The sequence below is a fragment of the Paucibacter sp. M5-1 genome (assembly GCF_027498415.2).
Taxonomy (GTDB): Bacteria; Pseudomonadota; Gammaproteobacteria; order Burkholderiales; family Burkholderiaceae_C; genus Roseateles_E.
Map to the genome: position 1 here is coordinate 1 of NZ_JAPZLM020000001.1, position 13,219 is coordinate 13,219.

10 protein-coding genes are annotated in these 13,219 nt (G+C 65.7%); 7 read left to right on the top strand and 3 right to left on the bottom strand.

Going from position 1 to position 13,219, the window contains the following annotated elements; all coding sequences use genetic code 11:
• The 6 genes from O5M90_RS00005 to O5M90_RS00030 form a co-directional block, all read left to right on the top strand.
• Positions 1-463, top strand: a 463-nt coding sequence (locus O5M90_RS00005; protein WP_440401748.1) for a methyltransferase family protein, incomplete at its 5' end; no start/stop codon positions are given.
• Between the two features lie 78 nt (positions 464-541).
• On the top strand, positions 542-2,908 hold the full coding sequence (locus tag O5M90_RS00010) for a copper-transporting P-type ATPase (RefSeq protein WP_269839073.1): 2,367 nt from the start codon (positions 542-544) through the stop codon (positions 2,906-2,908).
• A gap of 122 nt (positions 2,909-3,030) precedes the next feature.
• The gene (locus O5M90_RS00015; RefSeq protein ID WP_440401749.1) at positions 3,031-3,480 is read left to right on the top strand and encodes a hypothetical protein; all 450 of its coding nucleotides are present in this window, start codon (positions 3,031-3,033) and stop codon (positions 3,478-3,480) included.
• 160 nt (positions 3,481-3,640) lie between these two features.
• Complete coding sequence (locus tag O5M90_RS00020) at positions 3,641-4,837, top strand: TolC family protein (protein WP_269839071.1); 1,197 nt, start codon at positions 3,641-3,643, stop codon at positions 4,835-4,837.
• A gap of 17 nt (positions 4,838-4,854) precedes the next feature.
• Positions 4,855-6,354 (top strand): efflux RND transporter periplasmic adaptor subunit, encoded by a 1,500-nt coding sequence (locus tag O5M90_RS00025; protein ID WP_440401750.1) that lies wholly within the window; start codon positions 4,855-4,857, stop codon positions 6,352-6,354.
• A complete protein-coding gene (locus O5M90_RS00030) occupies positions 6,351-9,467 on the top strand; it encodes an efflux RND transporter permease subunit (RefSeq protein WP_269838483.1) in 3,117 nt (1,038 codons plus the stop codon). The genes O5M90_RS00025 and O5M90_RS00030 overlap by 4 nt, the downstream gene beginning before the upstream one ends.
• A 482-nt stretch (positions 9,468-9,949) precedes the next feature.
• Here the strand turns inward: O5M90_RS00030 and O5M90_RS00035 are convergent, their stop codons facing one another.
• The 3 genes from O5M90_RS00035 to O5M90_RS00045 all read right to left on the bottom strand — a co-directional run bounded on the left by O5M90_RS00035 (position 9,950) and on the right by O5M90_RS00045 (position 12,207).
• Positions 9,950-11,290, bottom strand: a complete 1,341-nt coding sequence (locus tag O5M90_RS00035) for a cytochrome-c peroxidase (protein WP_269838482.1) — start codon at positions 11,288-11,290, stop codon at positions 9,950-9,952.
• Positions 11,291-11,300: 10 nt separating this feature from the next.
• The gene (locus O5M90_RS00040) at positions 11,301-11,744 is read right to left on the bottom strand and encodes a FixH family protein (protein ID WP_269838481.1); all 444 of its coding nucleotides are present in this window, start codon (positions 11,742-11,744) and stop codon (positions 11,301-11,303) included.
• 97 nt (positions 11,745-11,841) lie between these two features.
• Positions 11,842-12,207: a DUF3703 domain-containing protein gene (locus tag O5M90_RS00045; protein WP_269838480.1), complete on the bottom strand. Its 366-nt coding sequence runs from the start codon at positions 12,205-12,207 to the stop codon at positions 11,842-11,844.
• A gap of 98 nt (positions 12,208-12,305) precedes the next feature.
• Here O5M90_RS00045 and O5M90_RS00050 point away from each other — a divergent pair, with 98 nt between their 5' ends.
• A complete protein-coding gene (locus O5M90_RS00050; RefSeq protein ID WP_269838479.1) occupies positions 12,306-13,136 on the top strand; it encodes a helix-turn-helix transcriptional regulator in 831 nt (276 codons plus the stop codon).
• The last annotated feature ends 83 nt before the right edge of the window (positions 13,137-13,219 follow it).

The following is a 13,219-nucleotide window of genomic DNA, read 5'->3' on the forward strand; positions in this document are numbered from 1 at the left end:
GCTGCAGACCCGCTATCCCAGCCTCGACCTGGTGTCGCACAACACGGGTCACCTCTGGTCGACCCTGCTGGGGGAGCAAGGTGACCCGCATCTCGGCGTGCTTCATATCGCGAGCTATGTGCTGCTGGGCGGTGGCTTCTGGCTGCTGTCTAGCGCCTGGCATGTGCTGTACCACGCGCAGCGCCGCGGCAGCCTGGCGACTGTCGGCCCCTACGCAAGGGTGCGGCATCCGCAGTACCTGGCCTTCGTGATGATCCTGTCGGGCTTCCTGCTGCAATGGCCGACGCTGCTGACCTTGCTGATGTTCCCCGTGCTGCTGGTGAAGTACGGGCGCCTGGCGATCTCGGAGGAGCGCGAGATGGGGCTGAAGTTCGGGCCCGAATACCAGCGATACGCGGAACACACCCCGCGTTTCATCCCGCGTTGTTCCGCGAGCCCGACACCGCCGAGTCGAGAAGCTTGACATTACCCTCATGGCAAGGATCAGACTGATACCAGCCTTGCCGATGGCGAGCCGATGGATGCAACCGAACAATGCCGCATGAAACACGATGCCGATATGCCCGTTGATGCGACGGTCTACGTCTGCCCGATGCACCCTCATATCCGCCAGACGAAGCCCGGCAGGTGCCCGGAATGCGGCATGAATCAGGTGCCTGAGGGACAGGCGAAGCAAGTGGGGCATGTCCACCAATCGCCCGTCGGGCGCACCAGCACGGATTTGAGTCATCACCCTGCCCATCAGCATGGGCAGCAGCGCGCGTCCCAGGATCCGGCTGCCCAAACAGGGTTGGAGGACGCTGCCGGCGCCTCGTCGACCCTGTACACCTGCCCGATGCACCCCGAGATCCGCCAGGATCACCCGGGCAACTGTCCGAAGTGCGGCATGACGCTGGAGCCGGTGATGCCGGATCTGGAGGCCGACGAGAATCCGGAGTTGGTGGATTTCCAGCGCCGCTTCTGGTGGACCCTGCCGCTGACCGTGGTGGTCACGCTGCTCGCCATGCTCGGGCACCGGCTGCAGTGGTTCGAGATGGGGACGCAAAGCTGGATCGAACTGGTGCTCAGCCTGCCCGTGGTGCTGTGGGCTGGCTGGCCCTTCTTCGAGCGGGGCGGCCAGTCCATCGTGAACCGCAGTCCGAATATGTGGACGCTGATCGGGCTGGGTACCGGTGCGGCCTTTGTGTACAGCGTGGTGGCCACGGTCGCGCCGCAGGCTTTCCCGGCATCCTTCCAGGCCATGGGCCGGGTTGCCGTCTACTTCGAGGCGGCGGTGGTCATCATCTCCTTGACCCTGCTGGGCCAGGTGCTTGAGCTTAAGGCCAGATCGCAGACCTCGGCGGCCATCAAGTCGCTGCTGGGCTTGGCGCCCAAGACGGCCCGTCGCATCGACGAGCAAGGCCAGGAAAGCGACGTGCCGCTGTCCCATGTGCATGTAGGCGATCTACTGCGCGTGCGTCCGGGCGAGAAGGTGCCGGTCGACGGCGTGGTGGTCGAGGGCCGCAGCGCCGTCGACGAGGCCATGTTGACCGGCGAGCCGATTCCGGTCGTCAAGAACCCGGGGGACAAGCTGATCGGCGCCACGATGAACACCAGCGGGGCCCTTGTGATGCGCTCGGAGCGCGTTGGCTCGGCGACCATGCTCGCCCAGATCGTGCAGATGGTGGCCCAGGCCCAGCGCTCGCGCGCGCCGATGCAGCGTATGGCGGACCAGGTGGCCGGTTACTTCGTACTTGCCGTCGTCGGCATTGCGATCCTGACCCTGCTGGCCTGGGGCCTGTTCGGCCCCGAGCCGCGCTGGGTCTATGGCCTGGTCAATGCGGTAGCGGTGCTGATCATTGCCTGCCCTTGTGCGCTTGGTTTAGCGACACCCATGTCCATCATGGTGGCGACCGGCCGCGGCGCGACCGGCGGTGTGCTCTTCCGGGATGCGGCAGCCATCGAGAACCTGCGCAAGGTCGACACGCTGATCGTCGACAAGACTGGCACGCTGACCGAGGGCCGGCCGGTCTTCGAGCGCATTGTCCCTGCGGCCGGCCAGACGGAGGACGAGGTGTTGCGGCTGGCTGCCAGCCTGGACCAGGGCAGCGAGCACCCGCTGGCCGATGCCATCGTGCGTGCGGCTCGCGAGCGTGGGCTCGAGTTGCAGAAACCGCAGGATTTCGAGTCCGGATCGGGCATTGGGGTGCGCGGGCGCGTCGGGGATCGCCAGCTCGCGCTGGGCAACACCGTGTTGATGGCGCAGGCCGGCGTGTCGGTGGACGCGCTCAAGGAGCAGGCCGAGGCCTTGCGCGCTCAGGGGGCCAGCGTGATGTACCTGGCTGCGGATGGCCAGCTGCTCGGACTGCTGGCGGTATCGGACCCCGTCAAGACCAGCACGCCCGAGGCCCTGGCCTCGCTGCACGCAGCCGGGCTGCGGATCGTGATGGCCACCGGCGACGGCATGACCACGGCCCGGGCCGTTGGAAAGCGCCTGGGCATCGACGAGGTGCATGGCGAGGTCAAACCCGCTGACAAGCTGGCCCTGGTTTCCAGGCTGCAGGCCGAGGGCCGCGTGGTCGCCATGGCTGGCGACGGCATCAACGATGCGCCGGCCCTGGCCAAGGCCGATGTCGGCATCGCGATGGGGACCGGGACCGATGTTGCGATGAACAGTGCCCAGCTGACCCTGGTGAAGGGCGACCTGCGCGGCATCTCCATCGCGCGCGGCCTGTCCGAGGACACCGTCGCGAACATGAAGCAGAACCTGCTGTTTGCCTTTCTGTACAACGCGCTGGGCATTCCGATCGCAGCGGGCTTGCTCTATCCCTTCACCGGCTGGCTGCTCTCGCCCATGATCGCTGCGCTGGCCATGAGCCTCAGCTCGGCATCGGTCATCGCCAACGCGCTGCGGCTGCGCAAGCGGTGAGCGTGGCGCTGGTCATGAAAGCGCTGTCGGTGCCGTGCACAAATCCACCCGACGGCGACTTCGCAACGGGTAGCATTGATCTACGCCAAGCAAGATTGCTTGCAGCCAGATAGGCTATCGACATGGATTCCGCCAGACGCATCGCCAAGCAGTGGGGCCGCTGGATCAGCAGCGGGCTCGTCGCGGCCTTGCTGTTCATGCAGCTGGCGGTGGCGGCCTATGCGTGTCCGAAGCTCGATGCACCGGCGCACACCATGCAGATGGCCGGCATGGTCATGGACGAAGCCATCGACATGACGGCCATGCCCGACTGTCACGCCATGCCGGGCAGCATGGATGAAGAGGCGCCGCAGCTGTGCCGGGCCCATTGCGGCACGGACAGCCAGCCTGCGCCCTCGGTACATGCCCCGGATTTCCATGCCACAGCGGCGCAGGCCCTCTGGCTGGTCTATGTGCTGCCAACAGTTCTCGAAGGCTCAAGGACTGCCGAACGGCAGGCTTCCTCTGCAGAATCAGCCTCAGCGGCTGGTTTCCCCCCACTTTATCTGACGCTTCAGGTCCTTCGCAATTGACCCACCGCCAGCCGGTGCGCGAGTCTCGCTGCACCTGCTTGCCGTGCGGATTTCGTTGTCGAGGACCATCATGAAAATCATCCATGCGGGTGTGCCTTGGGCGCATCTTCAGACGCCGTGCGTTGCCGCGCGACGCACTCTCTGCGCCTACACCCTTTTGTTGGCCGCAGGACTGGGCGTCGGCCCAGCGCAGGCACTTGGCTATCGCGAGGCGCTGCTTCTGGCTGAGCAGCAGAGCCCCAGCCTGGCAGCTCAGCAGTTGCAACTCGATGCGGCGGGCGCGGCCCATGGCGCCGCAGCGGCACTGCCGGATCCCAGGCTGTCGGTCGGCATCGAGAACCTGCCCGTCGGCGGCATGGACCGCTGGAGTCTCACGCGGGACTTCATGACGATGCAACGCCTGGCCCTGATGCAGGAAGTGCCCAACCAAGCCAAGCGAGAAGCGCGCGTGCAAGTCGCCCAGGCCCGCTCCGATCGAGAGCGCGCACTGATCGCGGTGCAGCGGCTGCAGCTCAGGCAGGCCCTGGGGCAGGCCTGGGTCGCCGCGCAGTCTGCTGACCGGCGTCAGGCCTTGCTCGACGCGCTGCTGACAGAGAACCAGCGCCTGCAGGACAGCCTCCCGGCCCGTATTGCCGGAGGCAGCGCGCAAGCCGGCGAAGTCCTGGCCGCCCGCCAGGAAAGCCTGGCGCTGCAGGACCGGCGCGACGAACTGCAGCGGGACGCCCGCAAGGCCCGGGCGGCGCTGCGGCGCTGGCTGGGGACGCGCGCCGACGAGCCACTGGACGATGCGCCGCCTCCGTTGGCAATCCCGATCGAACAGCTGCGCGCCGATTTACACCGCCACGCGGAACTGGCGGTCTTTCCGGCGATGCGCGGCATGGCCACCGCCGAGCTGCGCGAGGCCCAGGCCGAGGCGCGCGGCGACTGGTCCTGGGAGCTGGCCTACAGCCGCCGCGGCCGCCAATGGGGCGACATGGTGTCCCTCCAGCTCAGCTTCGATCTGCCCTGGCAGAAAGGGCAGCGCCAGGAGCCGCTGATCCGCGCCAAGCACCTGGAGTCACAGCGCGTCGAGGCCGAGCAGGAGGATGCTACCCGGCGGTACCAGCAGGCGCTTGACGAAAGCGTGCTCGAACTGCAGACCCTGGAGCGCCAGATCGAGCGTCTTCAGTCGGTCGGCATTGCCTTGGCCGTCGACCGCTCGGCCTTGGCCCTGAGCAGCTACCAGTCCGGCAAAGCGGACCTGGGTTCAGTGCTTGCGGCGCGCGCGCAGGTGCTGGAGGCTCGTCTGCGCCTGATCGAACTGCAGGCCCAGCGGGACGGCCTGCTGGTTCGGCTGAACAGCCTGATCGCCGAATGACCCGGGGGAGGATGACGATGAATACGACCACAAAGAAGTTTCTCGCCGGGCTGACACTGATCGCCGCCGGCATTGCCATGGGCTGGGGACTGGCGCGGTGGATGGCTGTGCCGGTGTCGAGCCAGGCGGCGGCAACGGACCCTGAAATGGCCGCCTCAGCCGAACGCAAGGTGCTGTATTGGTACGACCCCATGGTACCGACACAGAAGTTTGACAAACCCGGCAAATCGCCCTTCATGGACATGGCCTTGGTGCCCAAGTACGCCAACGAAGGCGGCGATTCGGACGGGGCCGGAGTGGGCGTGTCGCCCCAGGCGATCCAGTCCCTGGGCTTGCGCACCGCCAACGTCGAGCAGAAGACCATTGCCGCCAGCATCGATGTGGCCGGCACGGTGCTGCTCAATGAGCGCGACGTGAGCCTGGTGCAGGCGCGCAGCGCAGGTTTTGTTGAACGGGTTTACGCGCGTGCGCCGGGCGACGTGCTCGCGGCGGGCAGCCCCTTGGTCGATCTGCTGCTGCCGGAGTGGGTTGCGGCGCAACGCGAGTTCCTGGCCGTCCAGGCCTTGCAGGACGCGGCGCTGACCAACGCGGCGCGCCAGCGGCTGTTGTTGCTGGGCATGCCCGAGGCCCTCGTCGCGCGCGTCGAGAGTTCCGGCGAGCTGCAGGGCCGCTACACGGTGTCCGTGCCTCAGGGGGGGCTGGTGGCCGAGCTGATGGTGCGTCAGGGCATGACGGTGTCGGCCGGCATGAGTCTGGCGCGAATCAATGGCCTGGGCTCGGTATGGATCGATGCAGCGGTTCCCGAAGCGCAGAGCGGCCCGGTGCTGCAAGAGCAGATGGCCGAAGTGCGACTGGCCGCCTTTCCCTTGGAGGTATTCAAGGCCCGTGTCATCGCCATCCTGCCCGAGGCCAGTCCGGAAACCCGGACCGTGAGGGTGCGACTGGAACTCGCGAACCCGGGCTTGCGTCTCAAAGCGGGCATGTCGGGACAGGTTCGCCTGGTCGGTCGCGAGCAGACCGCGCTGCTGGTGCCCAGCGAGGCCGTGATCCGGACCGGCAAACGCGCCCTCGTTTATGTCGTGGACAAGCCGGGAAGATTCCGCCCTGTGGCCGTCCAGCTCGGCGCTGAGATCGGTGACATGCTGGTGGTGCAGCGCGGGGTGGATGCCGGTCAGCAGGTGGTGGCATCGGCCCAGTTCCTGATCGATTCGGAGGCCAGTCTCCAGGGGGTATTGCCGCAGGAGAGCGTCGCAGCCGCACCAGCTGCTTCTGCTCCCGCCAGCGCGGTCGCGGCCGCGTTCACGGTCCGTGGCGTCATCGAGGCGCTTTCGTCTACCGAGATGACGCTGGCGCATGAGGCCGTGCCGGCACTGAAGTGGCCGCCCATGACCATGGGGTTCAAGCTGGCGAACCCGAGGCTGGCGGCGGGGCTCAAGCCCAGGCAGCCGGTGCGCTTCTCCTTCATCCAGCAGGGGGACGACTATGTGATCACCGCCGTCGAGGGGGTGTCGCCATGATTGCCCGCCTGATTCGCTGGTCGGTCGCCAACCGCTTTCTGGTGCTGCTGGCGACCCTGATGCTGACTGCCTGGGGCATTTGGGCCGTGCGCAGCACGCCGGTGGATGCCTTGCCCGACCTCTCCGACGTGCAGGTGATCATCCGCACAAGCTACCCGGGCCAAGCGCCCCAGATCGTCGAGAACCAGGTGACCTATCCGCTGGCCACCACGATGTTGTCGGTGCCGGGTGCCAAGACCGTGCGCGGCTTTTCCTTCTTTGGCGACTCCTTTGTCTATGTGCTGTTTGACGATGGCACGGACCTGTACTGGGCGCGCTCGCGCGTGCTGGAGTATCTGAACCAGGTGCAGGGGCGGCTGCCGGCCAGTGCGAAGCCGGCGCTTGGGCCCGATGCCACGGGTGTGGGATGGATCTTCCAGTACGTACTGGTGGACCGGACCGGCAGGAACGATCTGGCCCAGCTGCGCGCGCTGCAGGACTGGTTCCTCAAGTTCGAGCTCAAGAGCCTGCCCAACGTCGCCGAAGTGGCGTCGGTCGGCGGCATGGTCAAGCAGTACCAGGTCGTGCTCGATCCCCTCAAGCTGGCGGCTTATGGTCTGAACCAGGGTCAAGTGCGTGAGGCCCTGCTGGGGGCCAACCAGGAGAGTGGCGGCTCGGTGCTGGAGCTGGCAGGTGCGGAGTACATGGTGCGGGCGGGCGGCTACCTCAAGACGCTGGACGACTTCAGGGCCATACCCCTGGTCGCGCGCGGCAATGTTCCGGTTCGCCTGGGCGATATCGCGACCGTGCAGGTGGGGCCCGAGATGCGCCGGGGTATCGCCGAGCTCGATGGCGAGGGCGAGGTGGCCGGCGGCGTGGTGGTGCTGCGCTCGGGCAAGAACGCCCAGGAAACGATCGCCGCCGTGAAGGCCAAGCTGGCCGAGCTGCAGAGCAGCCTGCCCAAGGGCGTCGAGATCGTCACGACCTATGACCGCAGCGCCCTGATCGAGCGCGCGATCCACAATCTGACGAGTAAGCTGATCGAGGAGTTTTTGGTCGTGGCTGTCGTCTGCACGATCTTCCTGTGGCATCTTCGCTCCGCCCTGGTGGCCATCATTGCGCTGCCGCTGGGCGTGATGACCGCTTTTGTGGTGATGCGCTATCAGGGTATCAATGCCAACATCATGTCGCTGGGCGGCATTGCAATCGCGGTCGGCGCGATGGTGGATGCGGCCGTGGTGATGATCGAGAACGCGCACAAGAAGCTGGAGGCCTGGCAGCACGCCCATCCTGGTCAGGCCCTGCAGGGCAAGGAGCGCTGGGATGTCATCACGCAAGCGGCCGAGGAAGTCGGGCCGGCGCTGTTCTTCTCGCTGCTGATCATCACCTTGTCCTTCGTGCCGGTCTTCACGTTGGAGGCTCAGGAAGGGCGGCTGTTCGGCCCGTTAGCCTTCACGAAGACCTATGCCATGGCGGCGGCCGCCGGCCTGTCAGTTACCTTGATTCCGGTGCTGATGGGCTACTGGATCCGCGGCCGCATTCCCGACGAGCGGAAGAACCCGATCACACGGGCGCTGATCGCGGTCTACCGGCCTTGCCTTGAATGGGTGCTGCGCTGGCCCAAGGCCACGATGCTGATTGCGCTGGCAACCCTGGCCACGACGCTGTGGCCGCTGGCCCGGCTGGGCGGCGAGTTCCTGCCGCAGCTTGACGAGGGCGATCTGCTCTATATGCCTTCGGCCTTGCCGGGCCTGTCGGCGCAGCGGGCGACCGAGTTGCTGCAGATCAGCAACCGGATGATCAAGACCGTGCCCGAGGTGGAGCGCGTCTTTGGCAAGGCCGGCCGCGCCGAGACGGCGACCGACCCGGCGCCGCTGGAGATGTTCGAGACCACGGTCAAGCTCAAGCCACGCGAGCAATGGCGGCCCGGCATGACACCGGAGCGTCTGATCGAGGAGCTGGATAGCGCGGTCAAGATCCCGGGGCTGTCCAACATCTGGATCCCACCGATCCGCAACCGCATCGACATGCTGGCCACCGGCATCAAGAGTCCCATCGGCGTGAAGGTGAGCGGCAGCGATCTGCAGGTGATCGACCGGATCGCTGCGCAGGTTGAGCAGGTCGCCAAGGGCGTTCCGGGCGTCAGCTCTGCGTTGGCCGAGCGATTGACGGGCGGTCGCTATATCGACGTCAAGATTGATCGACTGGCCGCAGGTCGGTATGGCCTCAATGTGTCCGACATCCAGGCCATCGTTTCCGGCGCTATTGGTGGCGAGAATGTATCGGAGACGGTGGAGGGTCTGGCCCGGTTCCCGATCAGCCTGCGCTATCCACGCGAGTGGCGGGATTCGCCCGAGAAACTGGTGCAACTGCCGATCGCCACACCGATAGGCCAGCAGATCACGCTGGGCACGGTGGCGAGCATTGCGATCACCGATGGGCCGCCCATGCTCAAGAGCGAGAACGCGCGCCCCTCGGGCTGGGTCTATGTGGACGTGCGAGGGCGGGACCTGGCTTCGGTGGCCCAGGATCTGCGCGCCGCTGTGACCGGTCAGATCAAGCTGGAACCCGGCGTGAGCATCGCCTACTCGGGCCAGTTTGAGTACCTGGAGCGCGCCAATGCCCGGCTGAAGCTGGTGGTGCCGGCCACCTTGCTGATCATCTTCGTGCTGCTGTACCTGACCTTCTCCAGGCTCGATGAGGCCTTGCTGATCATGGCCACGCTGCCGTTCGCGCTGACCGGCGGCATCTGGTTCCTGTACCTGCTGGGCTACAACCTCTCGATCGCCACCGGCGTGGGCTTCATCGCCCTGGCCGGCGTCGCGGCCGAGTTCGGCGTCGTGATGCTGATCTACCTCAAGCATGCCTTGGCCGAGCGCTGTCCGGACGGCGCTATGCCGACGGCGGCGCAACTGCTGGACGCCATCCGCGAGGGCGCGGTGCTGCGCGTACGGCCGAAGGCGATGACCGTGGCGGTGATCCTGGCGGGCTTGGTGCCTATCGTCTGGGGCAGTGGTACAGGCTCGGAAGTCATGAGTCGCATTGCCGCGCCAATGCTCGGCGGCATGGTGACGGCGCCGCTGCTGTCGCTGTTCGTTGTTCCTGCTGCGTTCTCGATGATGCGAAGGCGTTAAAGCGCAGTGGCGTTTACCCATTACTGAGCGGCCATATGAGGCAGAGTGCTTAACCCTTAGCGCGGCCACCAGCAACGGCATCGACGCGTGTGGAGTGCAGCCACGGCAAATGGCCGTAGTACGGTCGTGGCACTGTGCCAGCCACCACGGACCCGACGATTTGAGATCTATCGCCTACCAATTGCTCTGGCCACCAAATAGACCGCCTCGTGATGCTCCTGCAAGGACCTAAAGATGAAGATAAGAATTCCGGGATTAAATGCAGTTGCGGCACCAATGCTGTCGCCACTGATCCAATATGTGTCCCTGCTCGCACTGACGGCGCTAGCGAATCCGTTCACGCAGTTGGGTCGACCAAGGGTTCGGGGAGGTGCGAGAAGGCATCGCTGAAGGCGCGAAGGACCGGTGACCGGATCCTTTAGGTTTGTCCGAGACCACTGGTTCCTGACGACCATGGCCCTGGTCTCAGGTCCGCTCCTGCGTCAAGGTCGTGTTGAGGTCCTCTGCAAGACCGCAGGTGCTTGCACCTGCACCGGGCTGGCGCTCAGAGTCCTGAGAAATGCGACGATGTCCCGGGCCTCGGGGTCGGATAACCTGATCGGGCGGCGCAGGCTGTGTGCGCCGCTCCGTGGTGCCAGTTCGGAGTGTCCAACGGTTGCACGCGGCGAGCGCCCATAGTGCAGCACCACCTCCTCGAGGGATGCGATCTGCCCCGCGTGCATAAAGGGCGCACGCTCGGCGACGCCGCGCAGACTCGGCGTCTTGAATGCACCCTCCATGCCGGGATCGTCGGTCGCGATGAAGCGGATCTCCTGGCAGGCGTCAGCAGCGGCGTCACTGTACTTGCCCAGGCAGTTGAACTCGTCTTGCAGCACCTTGGCGAGCGCCTCACTGCGGCCGCGGTCGGGGCGTGGAGGCTCGCGCTGTGGCACACCGGTGTTGTGAAAGTGCTGATCTGTAAGCAGCGGACCGTTGTGGCAGGTGGCGCACTGCCCCTTGCCTATGAACAGGCGCAAGCCGTTCACCTCCTGTCGCGTCAGTGATTGCTGCCTCGGGGTGTCCCCGGCCAACAGGGCGGTGACGTAGTGGTCGAAACGCGATGCGGCGGGGGACACCGTCCGCTCGTAGGCCGCAATCGCCTTGCCGAGATTTGCGAACGCACGGTTGACGGCGTCGCGCTGGTCGCTGGAAAGCCGAGCCCAAGCCTCACGCTCCAGCGGGGTGCCGAACGGGCCAGCATCGTTGGGCACCCCCTGCAACGACGGGAAGGGGCCGAACAGCTGTTCGTACTCGGTTCGGTAGTTCGCCCGCAGTTGCCACACCAGCCGGGTGCGGTTGTCTCCGTGCTCAGCCGCGTCTTCGAGCGGGCCGAGTGCCTGAGACCAGAGGCTGTCCTTGCGCCCGTCCCAGAAGAGCCAAGGGCTGTAGGCAGCGCCTGCTATTGGCATGGTGCGCCGCAGGCCTGTGCTGACGCCCTGGCCGACTGGCCGCCCGTCCTGAAAACCACGAGCCGGATCATGGCAGCTCGCGCATGCAACAAGGCCGTTCTTCGACAGCCGCGTATCCGAGAACAGACGCTCGCCAAGCGCCACCGCTTCCGGACGGCCTTCGACGGCGTTCGACGGATCCGTCGGCGGCGCTGGCAAGCGAGAGAGCATCATCGACCCGAGAGTTGCCTTCTCGGCATCCGACCAGCGCTCGCCTTGAGAGGCCGCCAGCGCGGCGTCCGGGGCGAGGCCAGCCGTGGTCGTCGTGACCCCAGCGAAAATCGAAATCGCCAGTGCCAGCCCGGCGGGTGTCAGCGCTGCGGAACTCTGTCTCATGGCCCCTCCTTCAGCGGCGGATGCCGTCGTTGTCGACGATGACGTTGAAGATGGCGGTATCGGCGTCATCACCGGACTGGATGTCCAGCCGCATGTCCCACCAGCCGGTCATGCTGAACTTCACGCCTTCGATCACATAGACTCCTTGCGAGGCTTCCCGCGTGACGCGCGGCTTGGTTGGGAAGCCGTGGCCGTGCTGGGGCATTCCGCCATCGAACCCGACGCGGGCATTGGAGATGGGCAACCCGCCGGCCGTACTGATGCGGACCTGCCAGACGTGCATTTGGTTGATGGCAGGGCCATTGGCCGGAGGAACCATGCCTACCATGAACTTTCCCTGCCGGCTGGTCTGCTGCAGGCTCAGGTCGAGGTCAGTGGGTGGCGTGCCGCAAGCGGCGAGGATCAGCGTGCCGGCAAGGGCGGCTGCAGTGGTTAGCGAAGTGAGATGAGACATGGTTGTCGATCCGTTTTGCGAGGTTGGAGAAGGGGCCGCCCTCGATTGCCGCCGCCAGGGCCGCAGCCGGTGGCAGCGATGTCGTGGGCGGCGTGCGTCAGTGGCGAGCCTCGTCGATACAGCGCTGCAGGTCGGGTGGCACTGGCATAGTTCGGATGCCGCTGACCTTGGAGCCGCCGGTGTTGCCGACGGGCACCCAAAGCCAGGTCTTCAGAGCGGCGCCCGCGATGCGCCATGCCTGGCCGATGGACTCGCCGACCAACCCATGCCGCAGCGACCACCGAAACATGGCCCAGTGGACGCGCACATGCTCGACCGTGGACGCTTGAGCGAGTATGTGTGCGCGCTCGAGATGACTAAAGGAAGGCTCGAACTCGCCCCGAGACTCACGCCGCGTGGCGGCTTCGAGTTCATACTGAACGAAGGGGCGGATGCGCCGCGAGAAACGAAGCGAGAAGGTCATCTTGCTGCTCCAGTGAAGGCCGTTGCGATGGGGGTGATTCTTGTGGGTTCCGTCTGCACGGACTTGAACGAAACGGCTGACCTGCGGGGAATCGTGCGGTGACGGGCTTGCACCGGAATTCGCTTAAGGCGAACGATGTTGCCGTGCGAATCACGAGAGCCAACGCCTCGACGGGTCGCGTGTATTTCTGGCAAGGCGGCAGCCTTTGGATTGGTCGGGGGCAGGGCCGCACGCAATGGCATTCACATCACGCGCACCAGCTCACCGTGGCGCCAGAAGGTACGTTCCGCTTCAGGACCTTGGAGTCCGGCGCATGGACAACCTTCCACGGAGCCATCGTGCCGAGTCACTGCCCCCACCAATTCGAGGTGGATGCGATCCAGATGGCGCATCTTTTCGTCGAACCGGAAAGCCGGGCGGGTCGTGAACTGACCGAACGATTCGGAGCCAATGAGGTGGCACAGCTGCCTCTGGCGGACTGCCGCGCAGTGGCGCGGGCGCTCTTCACGCGGTTTGGCTCGGCACCTCAGCGCGAATCGATGATTGAGGTTGCGATGACGGTTGTGGCGCAGCTCTGCGGCGCGACGACAGAACCAGACACTGCGCTGGATCCTCGCCTGGCGCACGCGCTGGAGTACATCCGGGCGAACGTCCGGCACCCCATTGCGCTCGGCGATGTTGCCGCCGCAGTTTCACTATCCGAAAGTCGCTTCCGCCATCTTTTTGTCGCGCACACAGGCAGCTCGTTTCGTGCCTACCTGCTATGGCTTCGCATCAACTTGGCGATCGAGACGGTGATGGCGGGGGCGTCGTGGACTGAAGCGGCGCATGGGGCCGGTTTCGCAGACTCCGCGCACCTCACTCGCACGCACAAGCGAGTTTTTGGCATTGAACCCAGCGCCATCCGGCCGATGACGCTCGGTACCTGAGACGCGTTCTGGCAGATGCCCAAATCGATCTCCGCAGAACTTCCGGACCGGTACAGCGATTCGTGCAGCAAGTCCCTTGAGCG